Source organism: Paenibacillus sp. YAE3 (genome assembly GCF_057546105.1).
Window position 1 is genome coordinate 40,879 of record NZ_BAAIYF010000019.1, and the last position, 23,827, is coordinate 64,705.

The window sequence follows — 23,827 nt, forward strand, 5'->3', positions numbered from 1 at the left end:
CCTATCGATCACGAACAACATCACATGATTTAATACTATCAGTCCTGTCATCATTTTTCAAAGCGAGGTTTATCGACGTGAAACGAACTCAAACGATCATGTACGGCGTGATGTCATTTTTGGCTGCGAGCGTGCTTGCTCTTTACGTATACTTTTTTCAGCAATTGGAGGAGAAACCGGATGGTGCGGTGGAAACCTTATTTCTTCAGCAAAATGCCGGGAGCGTGCCAGGTAACGAGGCCAACGGGCAGGCAGGCCTGTCGGCGGGAACCGCGGTCCACAACGGCAAGTCGATCTGGGAGAGGATCGAGGATGCCGTCCTGGAGCACGTTCATTCGAAATAACGAAGCTTAATGATTCACCTGCTTGTCGTTTTTTGATATAATCAATGTCGACTTAAGCGGTTTATATTTTAATGCAGGAAAAGAGGTTTTCACCGTGTCCAAAATCATCAAGACATTAACGATTGCCGGCAGCGATTCCAGCGGGGGCGCAGGCATTCAAGCCGACCTCAAAACGTTTGAGGAGTACGGAACATACGGCTTTAGCGCATTAACCACCATCGTGACGATGGATCCGGACAATGGCTGGCACCATAATGTATATCCGGTTGACGCCGCGCTTGTCGCGGAGCAGCTGAAAACGGTGTTTGCCGGCGGCCCGGTCGACGCCATGAAAACAGGAATGCTCGGCAGCGTGGAAATCGTCCGCGTCGCCGAACAAGCGATCAAGGAACACCGCCAAACCAACGTCGTCATCGATCCGGTCATGGTTTGCAAAGGCGAAGACGAAGTGCTGAACCCGGAAAGCGCCGAGGCCATTCGCGATTTGCTCCTTCCGCTGGCAACCGTTGTCACCCCTAACCTGTTCGAAGCGGGCGTGCTCTCCGGCCTTGGGAAGCTAACGTCGATCGAAGAGATGAAAGAGGCGGCCCGCCGGATTCACGAGCTTGGCGCCAAAAACGTCGTCGTCAAAGGCGGCAAAGCGCTCGATGGCGAAAAAGCGATCGACGTTTTCTATGACGGAGCGGAATTTGCCGTGCTTGAATCGGACAAGATCGAACCTGCATTCAACCACGGTGCGGGCTGCACGTTCGCCGCGGCCATCACCGGGGGATTGGCCAATGGCTTGCCTGTAAGCGAGGCCGTGGCCAAAGCGAAGGATTTCGTCTCCGCGGCCATCCGCAGCGGCTACCAGTTCAACCAGTATGTTGGTCCGGTATTCCACGGCGGCTACCGTTTGGCGAAATAAATTCCTCTGAGGACATGAAGAAACCTCCTTCCAACGAAGGAGGTTTCTTGTATGCTTGCCAGGCATTACCCTTGAACTGCCTGTTTGCCGGGCAGCACGCGTCTGTATCGCTCGGATAAAAACGCAAGGTATTTTTTCAGTCCCAAACGGCGTCCATCCTTTCGTCATCCGGCAGCTTCTCCAAGCAACGGTTCATTATTCGCTCCCTCACAGTCCTAAGCTGGCGAAAGATAAAATACGCATGAAAAAAAGCTCAGCATCCGCTGAGCTTCGTGTTCGAAAAGCCGCTTTCCTATTTTCCTATTTCCACCATTCATCGAACGGCGTCACCGGGAGCTGCCGTTTATGTTCCGTATTTTTGTAACGTTTTTCGATTTTTTCGCGATTTTCGGGATCGACCTGCTGCCCGGTGAGATATTCGTCGATGACCGTGTATTTCATGCCCAGTTCCGTTTCATCCGCCTGCTGCGGTTTATTGTCGAGCAAATCGGCGGTCGGCACCTTCAAATACAGCCGCTCGTCGGCGCGGAGCTCTTTCAGCAGCTCGCGGCCTTGTTCCTTGGTCAGCCCCGTCAGCGGCGTCACGTCCGCTCCTCCGTCCCCGAATTTGGTGAAAAATCCGGTCAACGCCTCTGCCGCATGATCGGTTCCCACCACGAGGCACTGACGTTCTCCGGCAATCGCGTATTGGGCGATCATGCGCATTCTGGCCTTTACGTTGCCTTTATGATAGTCCGACAAACCGCTCCCCGTCGCATCCGCGTAGGTCAGAGCCAGGGCATTCACCGAGCTTTCGATGTTGAAGACGATGGACTCATCCGGCTTGATAAACGCCAGCGCCGCCTGCGCGTCGTCCTCATCCTTCTGGGTGCCGAAAGGAAGCCGGACCGCACAAAACGAAGCTTCGTACCCCTCCGCGCGCAGCTCTTCGGCAGCCAACTGGCAAAGACGCCCGGCCAGCGTGGAATCCTGTCCGCCGCTGATGCCCAGAACGAAACCTTTCGCTCCGGCTTTTTGGCAATAGGCTTTGAGAAAATCCACCCGTCTGCGGACCTCCTCCTTCGCATCGATCGTCGATTTTACGTTCAGCTCTTTCATGATTTGCTCTTGTGTGTTCATCGTTTTTGCATTCTCCCTTTTATGATTTTCAGAGGCTTACGTGTACAATTTATGGGCTTTAATGTAGCTGTAGCATTTTTCGGGCACCAGATACCGGGGTTCTCCCCCCATTTTCAATTCGTCCCGGATATAACTCGAGCTGATCTCCATGGCCAGCCCTTTATCGATGAGATGAAACGTTTGCCCGTCGTCGCTATTGCGCAAAATCGGCGATTTGCTGATGGCCGTGAGCATGTTGATGCCGTCTCTCGCCATGACGATAAATTTGTTTTCCTGTATCAGCTCTTCGGACTTCTTCCATTTGCCTTCCCCGATATCCAGCAGCAGGTCCGCGCCCATAATAAAATAAATTTCATCCTCCGGAAACTTGGCCTTAAAATGCTTCAAGGTCAAATACGTCGCGATTTCCCAGCCGGCCTGCTTCATTTCGTAATCGTCCGCAATGAATTTGTCATTGCCTTCGATCGCCATCAGGACCATGTTCCAGCGGTGTTCATCGCTGATATGGAGCTGCTTGTCGGTTCTTTTGCTCGAACAGGGAAGAAAAATCACGCGATCCAGCTTGCAGCGCTGCGCCACCGTGCTTGCCGTCCACAAGTGCACGTTCGTGATGGGGTCAAAGGACGAGCCGTAAATTCCGATTTTAGCCATAGGTCCTCCTTAAGCTTGAACCCTCCGGTTCACTTTTTGCTGAACTTCCTCGATCCGTTTCATTTTGTTGTCCCAGCATTCCTGGCTCAAGTTGACCGGATATTCCGCCGGGTTGAGCAGGCGCTTGTATTCATCCCACAGCACGTTCAAGTTTTCCTTCACGAAGGCTTGGATCTCGCGCAGGTCGGGCAGCCGATACACCAGCTTGCCGTCTTCGACGATCGTATGGTGAAGCTCCTTCGCTTCGAAATTCGTCACGAACTTCGCAATGTACGTATGGACCGGATGGAACATTTTCAGGCGATCCTGCTGCTGCGGTTCTTCGTGCTCCAGCGCGATGTAATCTCCTTCCGATTTGCCGCTTGCTTTATTGATGATGCGGAATACCCGCTTGCGGCCGGGCGTCGATATTTTTTCCGGATTCGAGCTGATTTTGATGGTGTCGACCATGTCCCCGTTTTCGTCCTCGATGGCGATCAGCTTATACACGGCCCCCAATGCCGGTTGATCGTATGCCGTGATCAGCTTCGTGCCGATTCCCCATACATCGATTTTGGCCCCTTGAGCCTTCAAGTTCAAAATGGTGTGCTCGTCAAGATCGTTCGACGCGTATATTTTCGTGTCCGTAAATCCCGCCTCGTCCAGCATTCTGCGCGCTTCCTTCGACAAATACGCCAGGTCGCCGCTGTCCAAACGGATTCCTTTAAATTTTATCCGATCGCCGAATTCCTTCGCAACCTCGATCGCCGTCGGGACCCCGGAGCGCAGCGTATCGTACGTGTCCACCAGAAACACGCAGTCGGTATGGCACTCGGCATATTTGCGGAAGGCGGTGTACTCGTCGCGATACGCCTGGACCATCGCATGGGCATGCGTGCCCGCCGTCGGAATGCCGAACAGCTTTCCTGCCCGGACATTCGACGTCGCGTCGAAGCCGGCAAGAAAAGCAGCCCTTGTGCCCCAGATCGCCGCATCCAGCTCCTGCGCCCGGCGGGTGCCGAATTCCATCGTCGTTTCGTCCCCCACGACCTGCTTGATCCGGGAGGCTTTGGTGGCAATCAACGTTTGAAAATTGACGATGTTCAGCACCGCGGTTTCGATCAGCTGGGCTTCCGCCAGCGGAGCTTCGATTCGTAGCATCGGCTCGTTGGCAAACACGAGCTCCCCTTCCCTCATCGAGCGGACCGTTCCCGTGAAGCGGAGCGTTCGCAAATAGTCGAGGTATTCGTCCGGATAACCGTCTTCCTTCAAAAATGCCAAGTCGCTGTCCGAGAACCGGAAATCCTGGAGATAACGGACAAGACGCTCCAACCCGGCAAACACCGCATAGCCGTTTTGAAACGGAATTTTCCGGAAATATACCTCGAATACCGCCTTGCGGTCGTGAATTCCGTCCTGCCAGTACACTTGCGTCATGTTGATTTGGTATTTGTCCGTATGCAGCGCCAGGCTGTCATCCGGGTAAAGCGCTTCAGGCGTTCCAACCGTTTGATCTGTCATGGCCAACATCCTCCCTTGTGCGAGTTCGAAAAAAAGTCAGACGACCTTCGCGCCCAGCGACCCTTCAAAATGCCGCAAAGCCCAAGCATGGCCTTCCGGATCGAAGCTCGCCACCGCATCCTTATGGATCACAAGATCGAATCCCTTGTTGTATGCATCCACGGCCGTATGCAAAACGCAAATGTCCGTGCAGACGCCCACGAGATGAAGTTCGGTAATGCCTCTCGCCCGCAGCCGAAGCTCCAGGTCGGTGCCCGCGAAGGCGCTGTATCTGGTTTTATCCATCCAATAGACGTGTTCCGAATCTTTATGGTCATCAAATACGCCCTGCAGAGCTCCGTAGAGATGGCGGCCTGCGGTGCCGTCGATGTTATGCGGCGGGAACAGCTTCGTTTCGGGATGGAGCGTATCCCCGGCCTTGTGCAAATCGACGGCAAATACGACGAAGTCCTGATTGTCCACGAATTCCTTCGTCACTTGCACGATGCGCTGCTCGATGTTTTGCCCCGGCTCGCCGCAGGTAAGCGCCCCGTCGGCTGCCACGAAGTCGTTGGTGTAATCGATGTTAATCAGTGCCTTTTGATTCGTTTTCGTCATCGCAAATTCCTCCTGATCCATTAGCTTCATCTTACTTTTTGGCGTAATAAATGGAACTGTTCACCGGTGCGTCGTTAAAACGGTACAATTGCGTCGGTTTCTTGGATGTGCGGGTCGTCTTTTTTCCGGCGATTTCCTCGATGAAAGGCAGCGTCTTGATTTTGCGGGCGAATGCGGCATCCAGCGCGATGGCCGTATCGTCGGTGACGGTCAACAGCACCGCCTGCAGCTCAGAGTACGTAAACTCTTCGGGCAAAAAAGCTTTTGCCGCCGTCGTCTCAAGCAGCTTTTTGCGGATGACCGCCACCGCATCCCGAATGATCGTCTCATGGTCAAAAGCCAGATCGAGCTTAAACACTTCATCCACCGGAAACAGCGCAACCTCGCTCGCATCATCCTGCGCCACGCGATCCGCAAGCCGGTGTTCGGGCACGATGGCGTAATGGGCGTTGGAGATGATCCAGCCGCGGGGGTCGCGCCCCGGCTTGTCGTACACCCCGAAATGCTCGAGATGAATCCGGTCCACCCCGGTTTCTTCTTTTAACTCCCGCTGCGCCGATTGAAACGCGGTTTCGGTTTCGCCGACGAATCCTCCGGGCAAAGCCCATTTGCCCGCTTCGATGTTCGTACGCCCTTCGCTGTCGGTCATGCTTCGCTTGATCAGCATAAGGTTCAGCTTCATGGCGGGCGGCTTGAACGCTTCGGTTTTGTCGCTCAAGATGGTAAATACGGCAATGTCCGAGGTGTAGCCGTCCGGCGTTCGGTATTTTTTAACGTCGTATTGCTTGAGCGCTTGTTCGTTGGACATGAAGACAGCCTCACTTCGTATGATTATTTAACATTTAACGTTTTGTTAATTGTATTATAGCTTCAGTTTATGACCTTGTCAACCATTATGTGCCAATCGGATAGGCAAGAATCCCGTTTGCATCAAAAAATAAAAAAAGAGCCCCAAGCAGCATATGGCTGCCTGAAGCACTGTTATCGCACTTATCTTATATCCGATAAAATATGTCGTTACTCTGCCGTTAGCGTTTTGCCGGGTTTAGCCGTTGCCGGTTCGCTTGCGGCGCCGGCTTCGCCCTGCGCCTGGTTCGTCGAACGAAGCGGCAGCTCCTTCAAGAAAAATACGAGCAGGAGCGCGACGACGAGGACCAGCGTACCGGTCAGGAACACCGTCGAAAGCGTGTTGCCCAGCGCATCGCGGATGCTGTCGATCATCTGAGCGAAGAGCTGTTTGGCTTCCGCCGGCAGGCTGGCTTCGGTCTTTTCGACGAGCGGCTTGTTCATCAGCGTTTGCGGGTTGGCAAAAGACAGCATATTCTGAGCCAGCTTCGGATCCAATTTGCTGAAATCCGGAGCGCTTGCCGATTGGAGAGCTTCCTTCAGGTTTTTGGTCAAACTATTGGACATGACGGTACCCATGACCGCGATGCCGATCGTACCCCCGAGGTTACGGAACAGCTGCGTGGAAGCCGTCACGACGCCAAGCTCTTTATGCGAAACTGCATTTTGAGTGGCCAGCGAGAATACCGGCATGCCAAGGCCCAAACCTACGCCGAAAATGATCAGGCTGACGATCGTCATCCACAAGCTGTTCATGAAAATCATGATGCCCATCCCGATGATCATGATCGGCATGCCGATCAGCGCAAACCGTTTGTATTTGCCGGATTTTGCGATCAGCTGACCGGTAATGGCGCTTGTTATAACCATGCACAAGGACATCGGCAGCGTGACATAACCTGCATACGTCGGCGAAATGGCCAAAACGCCCTGCACGTAGAACGAAATGTAGATCATCGCGCCCATCAAGCCGAAGTTCATGATAAAACCGATAATGTTCGAAATGGTTACGACGCCGTTTTTAAATAAATGCAGCGGAAGAATCGGTTCCTTCACTTGCGTTTCGACGAAAATGAAAATCAGGGCGGATACGACCGCGCCTCCGATCAAACTGAGAATTTGCCAAGATCCCCACGGATATTCCGTACCTGCCCAAGAGAACGCGAGCAGCAGCGGAACGATCGTCGTCGTCAGGAACAACGAACCCCAGTAGTCGATATGCTGGCCTTTCTTTTTGTCGACTTTCGGGAACAACATCATAATCATGATAAATGCCACGATGCCCAGCGGCAGGAAAATCCAGAACAGCCAGTGCCAATCGATATGGTCGACCAAATAGCCGCCGAGCGTCGGTCCCAACACGCTGGAGAAGCCGAATACAGCGGTCATCAAGCCCATCCACTTGCCTCGTTCGCGCGGCGGGAACAAGTCGCCGACGGCCGTAAAGGCGGTGGACTGGATGATCCCCGCGCCGATCCCCTGAATCCCGCGGTAAATAATAAACTGATAGACATCGGTGGAGGTCCCCGTCAAAAAGGCCCCGACCATAAAAAACAATATACCGATCAGTATGAACGGTTTCCGTCCAAACATGTCGGACAGCTTACCGACCAGTATGGTGGCGATGGTGGACGTCAGCAAATAAATGTTGATGGTCCACGTGTAATAGTCCATGCCATCCAGAATCGCGATAATGCGCGGCATCGCCGTGCTTGTGATCGTCTGGTTGATAGCTGCAAAAAACATGGCGGCCATGATCGCGATCATGATCGTTATTTTACGTTTAAGCGTTAAATGCTCCATTCCCTCTCCTTCACCTCTAACCGTTGTTATGTTCTATATTCAAAAGCATCGAAGAGAAGATTCTTCTTAAATGCTGAATATCTTCCTCGGACAACATGCCGAAAAATACCTGGATGACCTCCTTCTGGTCATCTTTGATTTTGTCTATGATCTCGTAGCCTTCTTTCGTGATCATCGTATATACCACCCGGCGGTCGTCTTCCGCCCGCTCCCGCTTGACGTAACCCGCTGCGATGAGCTTGTCGGTCAAGCTTGTGATGGCCGGGGACGTTAATCCCAGCGCCTCCGCCAGCTCCGATACTTTCAAGGAGCCGCGCATGTTGAGGGTATACAAGACTTGAAACTGAGGAAACGTGAGATTGTATTCCTTGGTGCTGATTTTGTTCCATTCCTGGGACATGCTTTTCAGCAGTTGGCGGAACATCCCCGAGACTTCAAACAATAGTTCGTTCTTAGGCAAAATGCCAACCTCCTTGTACGTTTTCAGGTGCTTTGTCATAAGGATTTTGCGAACATTGACGAGAGAAGTCCGCCTTCGGGATTCCGCGCAAAACCCTTTGCTGAAATCTTTGAAATAATTAAGTTTTATTTAAATAAGGCGTAAATAAATAAACGACTTAATCATTTAACACTTAAGTAATATACTCCGTCGCAAAGACGAAGTCAAGCAAATTTTATGTACATAATTTCATAATAAAATAAATGCAGATGCCGTCACAGGTCGAAAACAAAAAACAGGCCCCCGTTAGGAGAACCTGCTTTCCTGCTTGTATCGAGATTCCAGCTGCCCGTCCAAATCCTTTACATGAAGCGGCGAGAAATACGGGCCGTGCTTGTCGGCGCGACGGCTTCCGTTTTTTCCGCCAGCGCCTAGCACGGGTTCTAGACCTTCCTTTCCTTCATTTATGCTTTCAAATGGGTACGATCATACGTCGTGCCGCGCCAGGTCATGCCTCCCCGCCGGCCGGCGCGGTAAGCCCCCCGAAAGCCTCCGATCGTCAGAATGAGGCCTATCAAAGGATGGGCAATGCCATACCAAAAACCGCTGCCGGAATACCTTGAATAGATGAAATAGAGCCATAATACGGATACGATGCTTACGCCGCATAAAACGCGCGCGGAGAGCGGACCGATAAACAACCCGATCCAGGGATAAATCATCGTCAACAGGCAGGAGACCGCGGTGATGACGGCCTTCGGGTAACTGAACACCGATTTTTCCACGCTTCCGATGAGCTGGCTCAAACTTTCGTACCAATTCCAGACGCCGATCATCCGGGTTCCGTAAACCGCATCTTGGCGGTATCCCCCCTGCTTTATCCGTTTTCCAAGCTCGGCATCATCCGTCGTGACGTAAGAAAAGGCTTCATGGGTTCCGATCTTCTCGTAAGCCTCCCGTTTGACCAGATTAAACGCCCCCACGCCAAGCGAATGCGATGCCTTCGGATCTTTGATTTTCCACAGTTGGCCGAAGGAAGACGCACTCATGAAAATAAAAGAGGCATACCATTTGGAAGGCGCATGCGGACCTATAAAATCGGGAATCATGGTCAGATGATCCAGTTCATGGCGGTTCATGTAAGCAACGGCTTTGGCGATGCACGACGGCTGAAACAAAATATCCGCATCCGTGAACAGCAGCCACTCTCCTTTGGCCTTTTTCGTGCCTTGGAATAACGCGTGGCTTTTTCCCATCCATTGTTCGGGCAAATCACGCACGTCCAGCGCGGTAACGCTTGGATAAGCCTGTGCAAGCTTCGCCGCGATCGCGCCGGTGCCGTCTTCGGAGCGGTCGTTGACCACGATTACTTCCAGCGGGTCGTAGGTTTGATTCATTAACGATTCGACGCAGCGTTCCAATGCCTTTTGTTCGTTTCTCGCGGCTATGACGACCGAAATGTACGGCTGCCGCCCCGCCGTCTCTTCCCGGGTACGATGCAGGATGCCGATCTTTCCGGCGTTGGCCGTAAAAATGATCGCAATGCTTCCCCACATCAGCACGTTGAGTCCCCCCAATACCCAATACATCCAACTCATGATCTTCCACCACTTTCGAATATTTTGGACGATCGTTCTAATCTTGATAAAAGAATAGAAGTTGCAGCTCCGATCTAATCTTATAACAACATAAATAGAACGTTCGTACTAATGTTATCATAATGGAAATGATTTCAATTGGCAATGAAAGAATCTTTGTTCTTCGACAAAAAAATCATGTACAATGTAAACACGGAAAAATCAAGCCGGAACCGGAACACTAAAACGACCAAGGAGATTTTGCATGCTTAAATTCCTAAAACATGATGAGCGGCATCCGGATCGGGAGCAGCTTCGGGCCGACTGCGGGCAATGCTTCGGATTGTGCTGCGTGGCCCTGCCTTATGCCGCATCGGCAGACTTCGCGTTCGACAAATCGGCCGGGACGCCTTGCCGGCATTTGAATGAGGATTTCCGCTGCGGCGTCCACCAGAAGCTTAGAAACCTCGGCATGCGCGGGTGCACGGTGTACGACTGCTTCGGAGCCGGGCAAAAAGTATCCCAACAAACGTACGGCGGGCGCGACTGGCGCCAGGAACCGAAAAAAGCGCGCCAAATGTTCGACGTGTTTCCCGTCATGTGGCAGCTTCATGAGCTGCTGTGGTATTTGACGGAAGCACGTTCTCTGGAACCCGCGTCCCCTATTCATGATGAGCTGGATGAGGCGCTCCAGGAAACTTGGCGGCTCACGGAGCTTGATCCCGAATCACTCCTAAGCATCGACATGACCGCCTATCGGGCAAGCGTGAACGTCCTTCTTCTTCGCACAAGCGAGCTTGTCCGCGAAGACGGGCGGCGCAGACATCAAGGACCGCTCAAACAAAAAAAGATTGCCGGCCGCGGGGCCGACCTCGTCGGGGCCAAACTGAAGGGAGCCGATCTGAGGTACCAAAGCTTGCGGGGCGCTTACCTCATTGCGGCCGATCTCAGGTCGGCAGACTTACGAATGGCCGATCTGATCGGAGCCGATTTGCGGGATGCCGATCTTCGGGGCGCCGACCTCCGGGGAAGCCTCTTTCTCGCTCAAGCCCAGATTAACGCCGCAAAAGGAGATGCCAGTACCAAGCTGCCTCCTTCCTTAATGAGGCCCGAGCATTGGCAAGCGCAATGACGGAACGCTGCATTTCATAAATAATAAACAGTCAAGCGACAGATCTTGTACAGGTCTGGCTTGACTGTTTTTATTTTTTTGCGGCTTGCCGTATTCATATGGCGTTCCTGGTGGTAAGTATCTTATGGACCCATTTGAATGATTACGAAGGAGGATGACAACCATGGGCAAAAAAATCGCAACCCTCATCACCGACATGTTCGAAGACGTCGAGTTTACCGATCCGGCCAAGGCTTTCAAAGAGGCCGGCCATGAAGTGATAACCATTGAAAAAAAGGCCGGACAGCAAGTCACAGGCAAAAAAGGAGAGAAGGTCAGCATCGATCTGGGCATTGATGAAGCGAAACCGGAGGATTTCGACGCCCTGCTCATCCCCGGCGGCTTTTCTCCGGATATCCTGCGCGCGGACGACCGTTTCGGCGAATTTGCCAAAGCTTTCGTGCAAGCAGGTAAACCGGTGTTTGCCATCTGCCACGGACCGCAGGTGCTGATCGATACCGATTTGTTGAAGGGCGTTGACATAACCGGATACAGATCCATCCGCAACGATCTGAAAAACGCCGGCGCCAACTACAAAGACGAAGAAGTGGTCGTAAGCCGCAACATCGTCACGAGCCGCACGCCGGACGATTTGCCTGCCTTCAACCGCGAGTCCTTGAAGCTGTTGGCGGATTAAGCGGTGCTCGTTACCGGTTCGAAAGCGGTCTGAACCATACAGCCCTCGCCTTGTTCGATAAGGCGAGGGCTTTTTTCGTCCCCCGGCAACGTCCATTCCATGGATCGCGCCGCCGAACAAATAATAATCCCCTTCAAAGGGGATAATTGTAATGCATATCAAAGGAGGCCCAGCCCGTGGAAAACGAATTCGGCGGCTTTTCACCAAAGCCGGAAGAAATCAAACAACGGCTCAACCATATCGCGGACGGCGTCGACGCGTTGATTTCGTCTTTGGATCAGCAGAAAATCGGCATTCTTAAAGAAGTCAGGCAGCTCTCCAAACGGTTTGCGGCTACAAGCAAAATGGCATCCGCCTACCACTTGAATCGGTTGCTCTTTCCATATACCACGAAATGCGACGTCATCCTTCAAACGTTAGGGCAGCTTAGCGACATCCGCAGAGGTGCGCTGATCGTCATCGAACGGGAAGATCCGGTCGACGAATGGATCACCCGGGGCACGCCCTTGTTCGCCGAAATATCCGGCGAGCTCCTGGATTCCATCTTCCATGTCGGAAGTCCGCTGCACGACGGGGCCGTGCTGATCCGCAGCGATAAGATCGTCTCGGCTGCCAACATCCTTCCCCTTACGAAAAAGATTTACAAAGGCAAAAAGCTCGGAACCCGGCATCGCGCCGCCATCGGCTTGTCGGAACGAACGGATGCCTTGGTTTTCGTCGTATCCGAGGAGACGGGGAAAGAGTCGTTTTCTTTTAACGGAGCCCTTTACCCTTTTCAAACCATCAGCCCGTAACGGTCGAAAGCATCACTGGGAGCGTGACATGACATGATGAATAACAAAAACTGCCGGGACAACCCCGCCCTTCTGCAAGCGGAAATGGCAAAGCAGCTCAACCGGGTCGCGGAAATTCTGCGGCACGGCATTTCCACGTTCGATCAAAACGACATTCAAATCCTGAACGACTTGGAGGAAATATCCAAGGAATTTGCCGACTTGGAAATGCTGGTATCCACGTATTTTCTGAACTGCCTGCTGACGGAATATACGGAATCCAGCAAGGAGTTGTCCCGCGCCGTCCACAAAATGAGCTTGAAGAGGCAGCAGGCGTTGATCGTTCTGGAAAAAAGCGACCCGGTAACCCCCCATATCCAGGGAGGAACCCCTATTAACGCCCAAATTTCAAGTCCCTTGCTGGAATCGATTTTTTATCCGGGAAGCAAGTTGCAGCAGGGCGCCGTGCTCATCAAAGCCGATACGGTCCTTTCCGCAGGAAATGTACTTCCCGTCACGCAGCAAATATTTTGGGATCGGCTGTTTGACTTGAACGAGGCCTCCGCCGTCGGCTTGTCGGAACGGTGCGATGCCTTGATTTTGCTGGTCGCGGCGAATGGAACCACGTCGTTTTGCCTGGAAGGAAATCTCTATCCCTTCTCGACCGCCTGATAAACAAACAGCGCGCATGGCCTGATCCGCTGCCTACTTCCATGATTCTTCGTATCTCAAGACTTTTAGACGCCGGTCCTCTTTGCCGCCTCTTGATGCATATACCGATCCGCCTCATCCCAGGGGACGCTGAATCCTTTCCCTTTGGCGCAAAAAATCGACGTGGACGTGTATTCGGGATCGGCGTTTTTATCATAGCTTTTGGCCGCAATCACTTCCTCCGCGTTGCCGCAAGGCCGGTAACCCGCCAGCCGGAGCGTGAGCGCGCCTTTGCCTTTCGTGAAAGCGGCAACCTCCGCCGGATAATCCATCATGGTGGCGACGGGGGCCTGCCCGGTGATCACCGCCGTGTCTCCCTCGATATCCGGAGCGTCGAAGACGCCGCGCGCCTGCTGGATATCGGACATCACCCGGCCGATGTGATCGACGCCGACTTTCAGTTTGAAGTCGTATACCGGCTCCAGCAGCACATTTTGCGCTTTTTCCAGCCCTTGCCTCAGCGCCCGGAGCGTCGCCTCCCGAAAGTCGCCTCCCGACGTATGTTTGTTATGTGAACGGCCCGTCAGCAGCGTCACGACGACATCCGTCACGGGAGAGCCCGTGAGCAGGCCGCGATGTTCCTTCTCCGTCACATGCTGGCCGATCAGATGCTGGTATCCGACGCCGAGATCGTCGGGATGACATTCGTTAACGAACTTGACGCCGCTGCCCGGAGGCCCCGGTTCGATCTTTAGATGAACCTCCGCATAATGGCCTAACGGCTCGAAATGGCCCGACCCGATCACGGGGTCCGCTACCGTTTCCTTGTACAGAATTTCAGGCTTTCCGAACGAAACGACCAAGTTGAAACGGTCATATACGACCTGCTTCAGCACTTCGAGCTGGATCATGCCCATGACGTGAATGTGCAGTTCCTGCAGCGATTCGTCCCAGTTTACCGTCAGCGACGGGTCCTCGGCATCCAATAGTTGAAAGCAGCGCAACACCTCCCGAATCGATACGGCAGGATCGAACAACACCTTCGATTTCAGGGCCGCAACAAGCTCGTAAGGCTTTCGTTCGCCGATTTGGCCGATTCCCGCACCGGCCGTTAGGGAGCTAATCCCCGTCACAGCCACGAGTTGACCAGCGCGGGCTTCATCTACCGCGGCATATTTTTCGCCGTTATAAATACGGATCGATGTGATTTTTTCCCGCAACCGTTCGCCGCCGCAGCTTTCGTATTCGATTTCGTCCCTGACGCGCAGCCGGCCTTGCAATAGTTTCAAATGGGTCAGCCTCACGCCCTGCGCATCATGGCGGATTTTGACCGCACGAGCTGAAAGTTCGCCCGACGAATCCCGGTTGACCTCCGCAAGCATGCCCAGGTTCGCAAGAAATTCTTGGACTCCCCTATCCTGCAATGCCGAACCGCACATGACCGGGAACAGGCAGCGTGTTTTCACCAAAAAACGCAAGCTTCGAATCGCGGACTCTTCATCCGTTAGGCCATCCAAATACATCCGCAGCAGCTCCTCATCCCGTTCCGCGGCGAATTCCAGCACCTCTTCGGGGATGCCTTCCGCTAAAGAACCCTGAAGGATCACGGCGTCCGGAGTCAGATGATGGCGGATCTCCTCCAGCACGGCCGCGGCATCCGCCCCTTCGCGGTCCATTTTATTGATGAAAAACAGCACCGGCACCCGGTACGCCTGAAGCAGCTGCCATACCGTCTCGGTATGCCCTTCGACGCCTTCGACCGCGCTCACGATCATGACCGCATAATCCATCGCCTGGACGGCCCGCTCTATTTCCGCGGAGAAATCGACGTGCCCCGGCGTATCGATCAAATCGTAAGTCGAATCCCCGTACGTCATGACGGCCTGGTCCGCAAAAATGGTAATGCCGCGCGCCCGCTCCAGTTCATGGCTGTCCAGGAAGGCATCCTTATGGTCCACCCTTCCCCTGCTGCGAATGCTGTTGGTATGGTATAAAAGCTGCTCCGCAAACGTCGTTTTTCCCGCATCGACATGCGCCAGCAGCCCGATGGTGATATTTGTGTCTCCCATGAAGCGATCACGCCCGTCCCTTCTGTAAAAATCTCATTTTGAGTATAACAGAAAAAAGCGGCGATCCGTTCATCAATCCGGGATAAAAATCATTTCCGGGCAGATCATGGTTTCTTCCAGGAGTCCTTCAATGGAACGATCCGGTTAAACACCAGCTTGCGCGCCTTAGGCTTCATTGGAATTCAAGCAAAAATACCCGTGCCTTAAAAACTGATATTTCGCCCTGGGATCAGCATGCCGCATGGACGGTTCCAGCACCGCGTTTTCCAGCTTGATCAGCGAATCCGGGTTCACGAGCGCCTCCAAGTCATTGCCGGATTCGAGAATCGGCGCGCCTTCCCGGAGCAGATTATCGTATAAGCGTACTTCTGCGGTTACAGCGTGTTTGGCCGACACCATAAAAACAAAAAAATCCCGCCTCCAAGACGATGGGTCTTGGGGACGAGATTTGCGTTCGCGGTGCCACCCGGTTCGCGGAATATATCGCTATATCCGCCTCTTCCGGTACGGCAAGCGCGTTTAAGCTGCTTATACTTCGCCCGATCCGATTCCACTAATCCCCGGCGTCTTCATCATGCACCGACTCCGCCTCATAGAGATGCCCTTCGTGGTAATTCACGTCCATCCGCAGATTGTTGGCGATGGTCCGGCTGATTTCGCCTTGTTCGAACATGTTCTGAATTTCGTTGCGTTCGGCCTGAATCGCCTTCAGTTCAAGCTCCCTGCGTCTGGCATCGGTCTCCCTTCCCGTTTCGGCCGGGACCTTGTCGTCAAGCAGTTGAAGCTCCATCCCCCGGTAATCGGCGAGAATGCTTCGTATCATTTCGCGGTTCTGGTCGGTTTCCATCGATTTGACCTGCGCGATGGCCGCACGGACGGCTTCCAGTTTGAGCGCTTTATAGAGCTTCCATTTCGGATGCGAAGGATCGAATGCCGCCTCTTTATGTCTCGCCCTGCGTATCGCCCGCTGCAGTCCGCCCCATCCGAGAACAAGCAGTTTTTTGAACTTTCTACTGGTCGTGAGCAGCATTTCGATCCGGCTAAGCGACGATTGGAACCGGTCTGCGAGCTTAGGTGAAATTCGCCCTTCCTGCAGCCACCGTTCCGCGGTTTTTCGTTCCGCTTGGAGCGCTCCGATTCGGATGTCGAGCGCCTGCTTCCATGCTTTTCCGGACTCGTCCTTATTGTGGAACCTCGCCATTTGAAGCCTGTGGTTGTAGGCCCTGATCAGTTCGAGTCCTTCCCGCCGGTTATCGTCGTTCATCTCTTCGCGCACCGCGCATAATCCCGCTTCAAGCACGCGAATCCGCGCAGACCTTTCCGTCTCGGCCAGCTCTTCGGGATCAGCTTTGGCTTCCCTCGTCAAGATCGGCAGCAACACGCTTGCAATGACGAGCGTTAACAGGATGACGCCCGAGCAGATAAACAATATCAGGCTGCGCTCCGGAAACGGGCTATTGTCGGCCAGCGTCAACGGAATCGAAAAGGCCGCGGAAAGGGTTAAGGCCCCCCGGACGCCGGATAAAGCCGTCAGCAGCGCCGATTTAAAATGCCGGTTGGCCGCCCACACCCAAACGAAGCGAAGCAAAATCAACACGGCGGTGATCAGAAGGATATATCCGATCACTTGTCCGTTATTGTAGGCAGGGTCTTTCCATACCTCAAGGATGACTCCCGGAATTTCAAGCCCCAATAAAATGAACACCAGACCGTTCAGGCAAAAAAGAATGACCGACCAGGTGCTGTCGGACACGACCCGCAGCCGGGCGGAGCCGCTCCTCATCCGGTCCCGTTCGATGGCATGCGTTACTCCGGCGGCAACGACGGCCAAAATCCCGGAAACATGCATTTCCTCGGCGACCCAATAAATGACGAACGGCGTCAGGATGATGATCAGCATATGCAGCGTTACATCCTCCATCCCCATGCGGCGCAGCTGCATCCGCATCCCGATGATCAGAAAACCCAATACGACGCCCGCGATGACCCCGCCAATGGCGATGACGAGAAAGCTCCCGATGGCCTTCGGCAAGGAAAAATGCCCGGTCACCGTCGCGGCGATCGCAAAATTAAAGGCAACCAGGCCGGAGGCATCGTTCATCAGCGCTTCGCCTTCCAGCAGGTGCATAATTTTGCCGGGGAGCTTCGCCCTGCCCGACAAGGAACTGACCGCCACCGCGTCCGTCGGCGAAAGAATGGCCGCAAGCGCAAAAGCGGCGGACAGCGGAATCGCGGGGATCATCCAATGAATGAACGGTCCTGCGATAAGCACCGTCGCAAATACGAGTCCCAAAGCGAGCAGCAAAATGCTCGATCGGAGCTGCCACAGCTCGTCCCGTGGCGTCATTTTGCCGTCGTTAAACAGCAGCGGCGCGATGAACAGCAGCAGGAACAGCTCCGGATTCAGCGGGATGTGGTGAAGCCCAGGCAAAAACGCCGCCACCACCCCCAATGCAATCTGAATGATGGGTACCGGAACGACGGGCAAAAAGTGGTTGACGACATTCGATATCCCTATAAGAATCAGCAGCACCAGCACCATTAAAAGTATTTCCATTGATTAGCGCGCCCCTTTTAGCCCGAAGGATCATTTCGATTGGCATGGCAGAATAAGAAACTGGATGAATTACCTTTTATTTTGAACCAATTCCCCATGCTTTATCATCCTCCATGTATTACCCGTTTCCGCGCAAAAAGAAAACCCGCTCGAAAAGCGGGTCAGGCGGTGGCATTCCCATCCATCATGGCGGCTTCTCCCCTTCGGACCGAATGCGTCTTGTATGTTCCTTGTTCGTCGATTTCCAGGCAATTCAGCTGTTTTCCAAATGCGCAGCCGCCGTCGATCCCGATTTTATCCCCTGCGGGGCTAAACCAGATGTCGGCCGACTCATGAAGATATATGACCGGGGTATGACCGAATACAACCTGCTGCCTCAGCCCCGTCCGACGTTCAAAAAAAGGCTCCCGGATCCAAATAAAATCGTCCTGCGGCTGGTTCCTCCAGTCATCATGCTCCGGATTGATGCCGGCGTGCACAAAAATATGCTCGTTCGTTTCATGATAAAGCTCCAGGCTGCCGAGAAACTCCAAGTGCTGTTGATAATGTTTTTTGATGTGCGCTTTTGCTTCGTCGTAACGTTCCCGGGTCATGTCCCCGCCAAAAAAATCGGCGCCGCAGTAGCTTTCGAGCGTTTGACGGGCACCGTTGCGGATCCATCTGGCATTAAACGTTTCGGTATCCTTCACGATGGCATCGTACATCATCTGGTCGTGGTTGCCGCGAAGCACGGTCACGTTCCATATTTCTTTAAAAGCTTGAACCTGTTCCACGACTCCCCTGCTGCTTGGCCCCCGGTCTACGTAATCGCCGAGGAGCACGAGTTTATCGTTGGACGGGTCGTAGTTCACTTTCGTCAGCAGCAGGTTGAACTCGTCCAAACATCCGTGAATATCGCTGATCGCCAACGTTCTAATACGAATCTCTCCTTCTACCTTGCTTTTGTTTTTTTTCAAAAATGTTTCCCTTTTGCGAAACGCTAACTCCGCATCAAGTCCATTTCGAGCTCTTTCTGCAAAGCCATTTCCATCTTCATTCTCAGGCCCGCATATTGATCGATCAGCGGATGGTCGTATCCCAAATAAGCGCTGATTCTTCCCGGAACCGAGTCGTCCTCATGGCTGTTGCTCCAGTGGAACAAATCCCGGTACAGATCGATCATTTTTTCCGTATTTTGCGGCGCGTATTTGATCGGATGCGGATCGCCTGCCAGCTTTACTTCGATTAAATCATGCAACACATGATATCCGTGACCGATCCCTATTTCATCGGGCCTATGGTCCCCGGTTCCCCCGCCGACGGGCGTTCGATTCTTCAGGTCCGCGATGATCTCGGCGAACGTCAACCCGGTCATTGGCATGCACATGTAAGCCCACCAATGGCTTCCCGTGCCAGTGCTGTTCAATTCCCAGAAAGGATCCATCAAAATTTGCCGCACCTGCTCTTTTTGCGAAGGTCCAAACATGGATATGCCAAGCAGCAGCCCCGCGTTGCAATCCGTTGAGGCCGTTTTCCCCCAAGACATGAGCTCGGGCACGATGCGTTCATCCGCAAACGTATAACTTAATGCCGGCAAAAATTCAGGAAAAAGCGGCTGTCCGGCCACTTTATTCCATTCGTTCTCAAACCGTTCCCGGTAAGCTTGGCAAGGAAGATGCAGCAATCCAAGGCAGGCATTCTTCGAGAGATCCCAATCGTCTTGGCTAACGCAAGCGGCCATGTAATCCATATATTTTTCATAGCCCATGTACCCAAGCACATGCAAAATATCGCTTGGCATGTCCTCGCGCAGCGATCCCTGGTCGAAGCTAACCCGGGCGATGTCTTCGGCGAGATCCAGGCCGCCGCATCTCATCACCGGATCAAGGAGCAGCACGCGCCTGTAATCCGACGGATCTTCCGCAAATACCCGGAATAATGCCCTTGCATCCTCATCGTCTCCATATATGGATATGATACGGCAATAGGCCGTAATGATGGCGGAGTCGGTTCTCGGGTCGGCTTCGAGCCGATGAATGAGTTCTTTCGTGGTTTGAATCATGCTCTTGATCTCTCCCGTTTCTCTGTCGTCTATGCCCTCCATAAATAAAACCAACTCCATACGGAGTCGGTTTCAGAGAGTTATATGAATGGCCATTCGATGTTATAATTCGATCAAACCAAGGAATTTTCCTTCTTGACGCGGCTTTTCTTCATGGCACCGAACAACGCGATCACGCCGTACATCGGAATCACGAAATAGAACACCAGCGCCATATAAAACAGTCCGTCCGGTCCCGGATTCAGGCTGAATGCGGTGACAAGCCCGGCAAGCAAAACGGCGTTTATGATGCTCGCGATCAATATTTCATGTTTTTTCCCAAACATAACGACTCCAATCATCGCTGCGGTGAACAATGCAAGAATCAACGTGGTCATGGAACATTCCCCCTCGGTAACGGTGATGCTTTATCATACGCAATGATGCCGCATCCATTCACAATTTAGACACAATTAAGTTACCTCCAAGATACCACATTTAAACACCGATGAAAAGGCTTTCAATAAAAAAATAGGCGATTTGGATCAAAAAAATCATAGGCCCTTTTCTTCATGCCAACGTATCATTCTCCAAACTCCGTCCGCTTCTTTTCTCCACGTTTCCAGAGAGAGGGCCCTGACGACCTTAGCGCCATTTATGTACGTTATGCCATAAGATACGGCAGCTTGATTCTCCGATTGGGGAATGACCGTCACCCCCGAAAAGATGAACCTGAATCGTTGGCCTTTGTAATAGGCCGCTGCCTCCTTATTCCCCTCCCGGATCTGCCCGGCATTGTACGTCTCAATGGTTCCGGATGAAGGCATGTAGAGCGTGCCTTGGAAGTCTTCTGAATATAAAGCGTTCATCTCTTCGTACTCCCCCGCGGCAAAACGGTTATGCAATTCCTGCAGCCGGTATATTTGAGCGACGACTTCGGATTCCATACTCATAAAGTTCATCCTCCTTTTTAGATATTTTTTGCAGTATAACATATTTATCTGCCTTGCGCGCCAAATGCTTCCATTTTCCTTCCAGCACAAAAAAACCGAGCACGGGGAACCATGAGCGGTCTTTTGCCGTTTCCGCCAACTAATATTGCGTCCAGTAATCCAAGCTGCTCGTTGCCGTTTTTTTGCGCGCTGGAAGGCCATCTTTCCAGCCTTTAAGAATCAGGACCGATTGGGTGTGCTGTTTGTCTTCCCAAACAATAAACCCCTGATTTTCCAAGGAAGCAAGCGCACGAACGATGTCCTGCCGGCTTCTTCCCGTTTTGATGATGAGTTCCCGCATGGAAGGCATTCTCCGCCGTCCGCTGGAATAGTTGTAAAAAATCCGGAGTATTTTCCGTTCGATGTCAGCAAGCACTGCGACGATCCCCTTTTCCGGCCGGCTTCCATGCCAAAATGTTCTCCGCCCGAAAGGTTCGCGCTTCCCCCGTTTGCAGGCAGGTCGCGCGAACGAGCTGGCCGCGAATGCCCTTCACCTCGATTTTGCGCTGCGTGATGTTTCCGGCTCGGTCGATATACACGATTTCCAGACATTGACCGACGTATTTTTGCGGCATGAATATCCCTCCAAACAAGAACTTTTGTTCTTATTATATGCGAACATATATTCGATATTCAATGTTAAAAAATACAAATTGGAAGGAGGGAAGCGGATGTTGACGCATCCGACGTTCATAAAACGAACCATAAAAGAAAGCTCCCTTCCGGGAGCCTTAGGGGTTATGCGAATAGGTCATTATTTCAGCAAGCCTACCAGAGGCATAATCGAACGCATGACATTCATGCCGATTTGGATGGTGGGGATGATTTTGCCGATGAAGCCGAACATTCCCGTTCCGCTTCCGTCCGCTTCTTCCGATCTGTTCAGATTGGCGGATGGCGCGGGCCGGCTGGATCCCCCGCCGAACAGAAGACTTAATATGCCGGATACATGGGCCTTGTTCCTGTTCTCCAAAATCGCCGCCGTTCGCTGCGGATCGGCCCATACTCCGCTAAGGACGACGCCGCTGCGGTCTTGTTTCTTCACCGTGCCGATATAGCTGCTGCCGTCCTTCAACAAGACAAGCACCGGTTTTCCCGTCCATTTGGACGAGCGCCGTCTCTGTTTCTTCTTTTTAACAGGCATCGATTTCACCTCGGGCAGTCATTTTCAAGAATCGTCTGTCATTGACCTTGCAGGTAATAGTGTATTCTAGGTTTCTACGATATTCTTGTGTTTTTTGCCATAGATTAGATAGCCTGGCCAGGCGGCCCGCCCGCGCAGAAAAAAAGCGCGATGGATTAATCCATCACGCCGTAGGGAAGATGTTGCGGAATCGGCTCGGGCCGTTCGCAGCTGCTTTTCATGATGTAATATCGGTCCTGTTCGGAAGAGTCGTGGAAGGCGTGCATCGCTTCAAGAACATGGAAGCCCAAATCGCCGCTCACCCGGTTTTTTCTGCCGCTTTTCAGCGCATAAACCATATCAAGCACGCCGATGCCCCGCGAATTCCCGGTATAGCCGTGGGACAGCGGGATTTCCTTCCACTCCTGGCTGTCATGACGCTTGAGCGTGACCGGCCCGCCGAACGTATTCGGATCCGGGACGACAAGCGTTCCCTGGCTTCCGTAAATTTCGATGCAAGGCAGCCGGCTTCCGCCAAACACGTCAAAGGAGGTAATCATCGTACCGATCGCCCCGCCGTGGAAATCGAGTACGCCCGCGACATGGGTCGCCGTCTCCACCGGGATCGTTTGCCCGAATTTTTTGGCGCTGGTGATCGTCCGCTCAGGATAGGAGATCTTGGCCATGCCGGCTATGCGCTTGATCGGACCCAACATGGCGACCAAGGCCGTCAGGTAATACGGCCCCATATCGAACATCGGCCCTCCGCCTTTGGCGTAATAAAACTCGGGATCCGGATGCCAATGTTCATGCCCTCTCCCCATCATAAACGCCGTTGCGGCCACGGGCGTGCCGATCCAGCCATCCGCAATAAGCTTGATGCAGGTTTGAATGCCTCCGCCAAGGAACGTGTCCGGGGCGCTGCCGACGAGAAGCCCTTTTTCTTGGGCTTTAGCCAAAATGGCTTGCCCTTCTTCGCGGGTAACGGCCAGCGGTTTTTCGACGTACACATGCTTCCCGGCTTCCAAAATATCCAGGCATACCTGACCGTGCGCAGCCGGAATCGTAAGGTTGACGACCAGCTCGATCTCCGGATCCGCAAGCAGTTCGGCAACCGTGCAGCCCTTGGCGATTCCGAATCGTTCGGCTTTTTCCTTGGCCCGGCCAAGATCCAAATCCGCGCAGGCGGTGACTTCAACCGCCGGGAACGTTTTTAAATTCTCAAAATAGATGGAGCTGATATTTCCGCATCCGATAATGCCGACATTCATTTTCTTCATGATGATGAACGCTCTCCATTCCTATAAAAATTTATACCTGGCTGTCCATCATGCCGGTATACCCGCTTCCCGCATGCTGACCCGCTGCCTTCGTTTTGCCTTCCGCCGCCCACAGCATGCCTCTGCGCATGATTTCCTTCACCGGCGGGAGCTCGAGCACGTTCGCCTGATGCCCAAGCGAGCAATAGAACACCCGTCCGAGTCCCCACCGTTTGGTCCATGCGACAGGCATATCAACGGATTTGTTATACACGTGAGGCCCGTCGGCAACCGGGAACCGGGTCGTTGCCAGCACTTCGACCGCCGGGTCGACATGGAGGTAATACTGCTCGGTGGACACGTCAAAATCTTCGATCCCCTCCACGATTGGACTTGACGTATTGGCAATGTGGATACGGTGAGGGGTACCGTCGTTTCCGGGATGGGCCACCCAGTTGCCGCCGGTCATAAACTGCCAGTCGACGTTGTTGCGGAAGGCGTCGCACATGCCGCCGTGGCAGCCTGCTAGACCGACTCCGTTCTGGACGGCCTCGGACACGCGGTTAACCCGTTCCTGGCTGATTTCGCCCATCGTCCATACGGGGATGATCAGGTCAAGCGTTTTCAATTTTTCGCCATCGTCGAAAGCCGCAAGCGTATCGGAAACTTCGACTTCATATCCTTCCCCTTCCAAAATGCCGCGGAATAAGGCTGATACCTCCTCAGGTTGATGGCCTAGCCAGCCTCCCCAAACGATTAGCGCTTTTTTCATGTCAACATCTCCTTAGGCTT

General features: G+C 53.1%; 26 protein-coding genes. 6 read left to right on the plus strand and 20 right to left on the minus strand.

What is annotated here, in order from left to right; genetic code table 11:
• Positions 1 to 77: 77 nt before the first annotated feature.
• Positions 78 to 344 (plus strand): hypothetical protein, encoded by a 267-nt coding sequence (locus tag AC27KL_RS26055; protein ID WP_339320769.1) that lies wholly within the window; start codon positions 78 to 80, stop codon positions 342 to 344.
• 94 nt (positions 345 to 438) lie between these two features.
• Complete coding sequence (pdxK, locus tag AC27KL_RS26060) at positions 439 to 1,251, plus strand: pyridoxine/pyridoxal/pyridoxamine kinase (protein ID WP_036712067.1); 813 nt, start codon at positions 439 to 441, stop codon at positions 1,249 to 1,251.
• 300 nt (positions 1,252 to 1,551) lie between these two features.
• Here the strand turns inward: pdxK and nadE are convergent, their stop codons facing one another.
• The 8 genes from nadE to AC27KL_RS26100 form a co-directional block, all read right to left on the minus strand.
• Positions 1,552 to 2,370 (minus strand): ammonia-dependent NAD(+) synthetase, encoded by an 819-nt coding sequence (gene nadE, locus AC27KL_RS26065; RefSeq protein WP_487171617.1) that lies wholly within the window; start codon positions 2,368 to 2,370, stop codon positions 1,552 to 1,554.
• A 36-nt stretch (positions 2,371 to 2,406) separates the two neighbouring features.
• Positions 2,407 to 3,021 (minus strand): nicotinate (nicotinamide) nucleotide adenylyltransferase, encoded by a 615-nt coding sequence (gene nadD / locus AC27KL_RS26070; protein WP_036712059.1) that lies wholly within the window; start codon positions 3,019 to 3,021, stop codon positions 2,407 to 2,409.
• 9 nt (positions 3,022 to 3,030) lie between these two features.
• The gene (locus AC27KL_RS26075; RefSeq protein WP_487171618.1) at positions 3,031 to 4,521 is read right to left on the minus strand and encodes a nicotinate phosphoribosyltransferase; all 1,491 of its coding nucleotides are present in this window, start codon (positions 4,519 to 4,521) and stop codon (positions 3,031 to 3,033) included.
• A 36-nt stretch (positions 4,522 to 4,557) separates the two neighbouring features.
• Positions 4,558 to 5,118 (minus strand): cysteine hydrolase family protein, encoded by a 561-nt coding sequence (locus AC27KL_RS26080; protein WP_339320773.1) that lies wholly within the window; start codon positions 5,116 to 5,118, stop codon positions 4,558 to 4,560.
• Between the two features lie 31 nt (positions 5,119 to 5,149).
• Positions 5,150 to 5,926: an NUDIX hydrolase gene (locus AC27KL_RS26085; protein ID WP_339320774.1), complete on the minus strand. Its 777-nt coding sequence runs from the start codon at positions 5,924 to 5,926 to the stop codon at positions 5,150 to 5,152.
• A gap of 209 nt (positions 5,927 to 6,135) precedes the next feature.
• Positions 6,136 to 7,767 (minus strand): DHA2 family efflux MFS transporter permease subunit, encoded by a 1,632-nt coding sequence (locus AC27KL_RS26090; RefSeq protein WP_487171619.1) that lies wholly within the window; start codon positions 7,765 to 7,767, stop codon positions 6,136 to 6,138.
• A gap of 16 nt (positions 7,768 to 7,783) precedes the next feature.
• Positions 7,784 to 8,227: a MarR family winged helix-turn-helix transcriptional regulator gene (locus tag AC27KL_RS26095; protein WP_487171620.1), complete on the minus strand. Its 444-nt coding sequence runs from the start codon at positions 8,225 to 8,227 to the stop codon at positions 7,784 to 7,786.
• Positions 8,228 to 8,670: 443 nt separating this feature from the next.
• Entirely contained in the window at positions 8,671 to 9,804 is a 1,134-nt protein-coding gene (locus AC27KL_RS26100; RefSeq protein WP_487171621.1) for a glycosyltransferase family 2 protein, read from the minus strand.
• Positions 9,805 to 10,048: 244 nt separating this feature from the next.
• Here AC27KL_RS26100 and AC27KL_RS26105 point away from each other — a divergent pair, with 244 nt between their 5' ends.
• The 4 genes from AC27KL_RS26105 to AC27KL_RS26120 all read left to right on the plus strand — a co-directional run bounded on the left by AC27KL_RS26105 (position 10,049) and on the right by AC27KL_RS26120 (position 13,036).
• Positions 10,049 to 10,915, plus strand: a complete 867-nt coding sequence (locus AC27KL_RS26105; protein WP_487171622.1) for a pentapeptide repeat-containing protein — start codon at positions 10,049 to 10,051, stop codon at positions 10,913 to 10,915.
• 163 nt (positions 10,916 to 11,078) lie between these two features.
• Positions 11,079 to 11,591, plus strand: coding sequence for a type 1 glutamine amidotransferase domain-containing protein (locus tag AC27KL_RS26110; protein ID WP_212951048.1), 513 nt, complete (start codon positions 11,079 to 11,081; stop codon positions 11,589 to 11,591).
• A 176-nt stretch (positions 11,592 to 11,767) separates the two neighbouring features.
• Entirely contained in the window at positions 11,768 to 12,385 is a 618-nt protein-coding gene (gene cdaS / locus AC27KL_RS26115) for a sporulation-specific diadenylate cyclase CdaS (protein ID WP_487171623.1), read from the plus strand.
• Between the two features lie 33 nt (positions 12,386 to 12,418).
• The gene (locus tag AC27KL_RS26120) at positions 12,419 to 13,036 is read left to right on the plus strand and encodes a diadenylate cyclase (RefSeq protein ID WP_487171624.1); all 618 of its coding nucleotides are present in this window, start codon (positions 12,419 to 12,421) and stop codon (positions 13,034 to 13,036) included.
• A 65-nt stretch (positions 13,037 to 13,101) separates the two neighbouring features.
• On the opposite strand, the gene AC27KL_RS26125 is transcribed toward AC27KL_RS26120, so the two are convergent.
• From AC27KL_RS26125 to AC27KL_RS26180, 12 genes are all read right to left on the minus strand, one after another.
• Positions 13,102 to 15,084: a GTP-binding protein gene (locus tag AC27KL_RS26125; RefSeq protein WP_487171625.1), complete on the minus strand. Its 1,983-nt coding sequence runs from the start codon at positions 15,082 to 15,084 to the stop codon at positions 13,102 to 13,104.
• 165 nt (positions 15,085 to 15,249) lie between these two features.
• Positions 15,250 to 15,483: a hypothetical protein gene (locus AC27KL_RS26130; RefSeq protein WP_487171626.1), complete on the minus strand. Its 234-nt coding sequence runs from the start codon at positions 15,481 to 15,483 to the stop codon at positions 15,250 to 15,252.
• Between the two features lie 154 nt (positions 15,484 to 15,637).
• Entirely contained in the window at positions 15,638 to 17,641 is a 2,004-nt protein-coding gene (locus tag AC27KL_RS26135; protein ID WP_339320784.1) for a Na+/H+ antiporter, read from the minus strand.
• Positions 17,642 to 17,802: 161 nt separating this feature from the next.
• Positions 17,803 to 18,597: a metallophosphoesterase family protein gene (locus AC27KL_RS26140; protein WP_487171627.1), complete on the minus strand. Its 795-nt coding sequence runs from the start codon at positions 18,595 to 18,597 to the stop codon at positions 17,803 to 17,805.
• Positions 18,598 to 18,620: 23 nt separating this feature from the next.
• Positions 18,621 to 19,682: a hypothetical protein gene (locus AC27KL_RS26145; RefSeq protein WP_487171628.1), complete on the minus strand. Its 1,062-nt coding sequence runs from the start codon at positions 19,680 to 19,682 to the stop codon at positions 18,621 to 18,623.
• A 113-nt stretch (positions 19,683 to 19,795) separates the two neighbouring features.
• Positions 19,796 to 20,059, minus strand: a complete 264-nt coding sequence (locus AC27KL_RS26150) for a hypothetical protein (RefSeq protein ID WP_036712037.1) — start codon at positions 20,057 to 20,059, stop codon at positions 19,796 to 19,798.
• 156 nt (positions 20,060 to 20,215) lie between these two features.
• Positions 20,216 to 20,614: a YybH family protein gene (locus AC27KL_RS26155; protein WP_487171629.1), complete on the minus strand. Its 399-nt coding sequence runs from the start codon at positions 20,612 to 20,614 to the stop codon at positions 20,216 to 20,218.
• 139 nt (positions 20,615 to 20,753) lie between these two features.
• Positions 20,754 to 21,029, minus strand: coding sequence for a hypothetical protein (locus tag AC27KL_RS26160; RefSeq protein ID WP_487171630.1), 276 nt, complete (start codon positions 21,027 to 21,029; stop codon positions 20,754 to 20,756).
• A complete protein-coding gene (locus tag AC27KL_RS26165; RefSeq protein WP_487171631.1) occupies positions 21,019 to 21,228 on the minus strand; it encodes a hypothetical protein in 210 nt (69 codons plus the stop codon). The genes AC27KL_RS26160 and AC27KL_RS26165 overlap by 11 nt, the downstream gene beginning before the upstream one ends.
• A gap of 179 nt (positions 21,229 to 21,407) precedes the next feature.
• On the minus strand, positions 21,408 to 21,797 hold the full coding sequence (locus AC27KL_RS26170; protein ID WP_487171632.1) for a hypothetical protein: 390 nt from the start codon (positions 21,795 to 21,797) through the stop codon (positions 21,408 to 21,410).
• 155 nt (positions 21,798 to 21,952) lie between these two features.
• Positions 21,953 to 23,056, minus strand: coding sequence for a Gfo/Idh/MocA family protein (locus AC27KL_RS26175; protein WP_487171633.1), 1,104 nt, complete (start codon positions 23,054 to 23,056; stop codon positions 21,953 to 21,955).
• Between the two features lie 31 nt (positions 23,057 to 23,087).
• Positions 23,088 to 23,807, minus strand: a complete 720-nt coding sequence (locus AC27KL_RS26180) for a ThuA domain-containing protein (protein WP_339320792.1) — start codon at positions 23,805 to 23,807, stop codon at positions 23,088 to 23,090.
• Between the last annotated feature and the right edge of the window lie 20 nt (positions 23,808 to 23,827).

Excerpts from the sequence above, each read along its gene's own strand:
- AC27KL_RS26100 (WP_487171621.1), bottom strand. The coding sequence starts at position 9,804 with ATGAGTTGGATGTATTGGGTATTGGGGGGACTCAACGTGCTGATGTGG.
- AC27KL_RS26105 (WP_487171622.1), top strand. The coding sequence starts at position 10,049 with ATGCTTAAATTCCTAAAACATGATGAGCGGCATCCGGATCGGGAGCAG.
- AC27KL_RS26090 (WP_487171619.1), bottom strand. The coding sequence starts at position 7,767 with ATGGAGCATTTAACGCTTAAACGTAAAATAACGATCATGATCGCGATC.
- AC27KL_RS26110 (WP_212951048.1), top strand. The coding sequence starts at position 11,079 with ATGGGCAAAAAAATCGCAACCCTCATCACCGACATGTTCGAAGACGTC.
- AC27KL_RS26155 (WP_487171629.1), bottom strand. The coding sequence starts at position 20,614 with ATGAGTATGGAATCCGAAGTCGTCGCTCAAATATACCGGCTGCAGGAA.
- AC27KL_RS26130 (WP_487171626.1), bottom strand. The coding sequence starts at position 15,483 with ATGGTGTCGGCCAAACACGCTGTAACCGCAGAAGTACGCTTATACGAT.
- AC27KL_RS26180 (WP_339320792.1), bottom strand. The coding sequence starts at position 23,807 with ATGAAAAAAGCGCTAATCGTTTGGGGAGGCTGGCTAGGCCATCAACCT.
- nadD (WP_036712059.1), bottom strand. The coding sequence starts at position 3,021 with ATGGCTAAAATCGGAATTTACGGCTCGTCCTTTGACCCCATCACGAAC.
- AC27KL_RS26135 (WP_339320784.1), bottom strand. The coding sequence starts at position 17,641 with ATGGAAATACTTTTAATGGTGCTGGTGCTGCTGATTCTTATAGGGATA.
- AC27KL_RS26080 (WP_339320773.1), bottom strand. The coding sequence starts at position 5,118 with ATGACGAAAACGAATCAAAAGGCACTGATTAACATCGATTACACCAAC.
- AC27KL_RS26145 (WP_487171628.1), bottom strand. The coding sequence starts at position 19,682 with ATGATTCAAACCACGAAAGAACTCATTCATCGGCTCGAAGCCGACCCG.
- AC27KL_RS26125 (WP_487171625.1), bottom strand. The coding sequence starts at position 15,084 with ATGGGAGACACAAATATCACCATCGGGCTGCTGGCGCATGTCGATGCG.
- AC27KL_RS26085 (WP_339320774.1), bottom strand. The coding sequence starts at position 5,926 with ATGTCCAACGAACAAGCGCTCAAGCAATACGACGTTAAAAAATACCGA.
- AC27KL_RS26165 (WP_487171631.1), bottom strand. The coding sequence starts at position 21,228 with ATGCCGCAAAAATACGTCGGTCAATGTCTGGAAATCGTGTATATCGAC.
- AC27KL_RS26175 (WP_487171633.1), bottom strand. The coding sequence starts at position 23,056 with ATGAAGAAAATGAATGTCGGCATTATCGGATGCGGAAATATCAGCTCC.
- AC27KL_RS26150 (WP_036712037.1), bottom strand. The coding sequence starts at position 20,059 with ATGACCACGTTGATTCTTGCATTGTTCACCGCAGCGATGATTGGAGTC.
- AC27KL_RS26075 (WP_487171618.1), bottom strand. The coding sequence starts at position 4,521 with ATGACAGATCAAACGGTTGGAACGCCTGAAGCGCTTTACCCGGATGAC.
- AC27KL_RS26170 (WP_487171632.1), bottom strand. The coding sequence starts at position 21,797 with ATGCCTGTTAAAAAGAAGAAACAGAGACGGCGCTCGTCCAAATGGACG.
- AC27KL_RS26120 (WP_487171624.1), top strand. The coding sequence starts at position 12,419 with ATGATGAATAACAAAAACTGCCGGGACAACCCCGCCCTTCTGCAAGCG.
- nadE (WP_487171617.1), bottom strand. The coding sequence starts at position 2,370 with ATGAACACACAAGAGCAAATCATGAAAGAGCTGAACGTAAAATCGACG.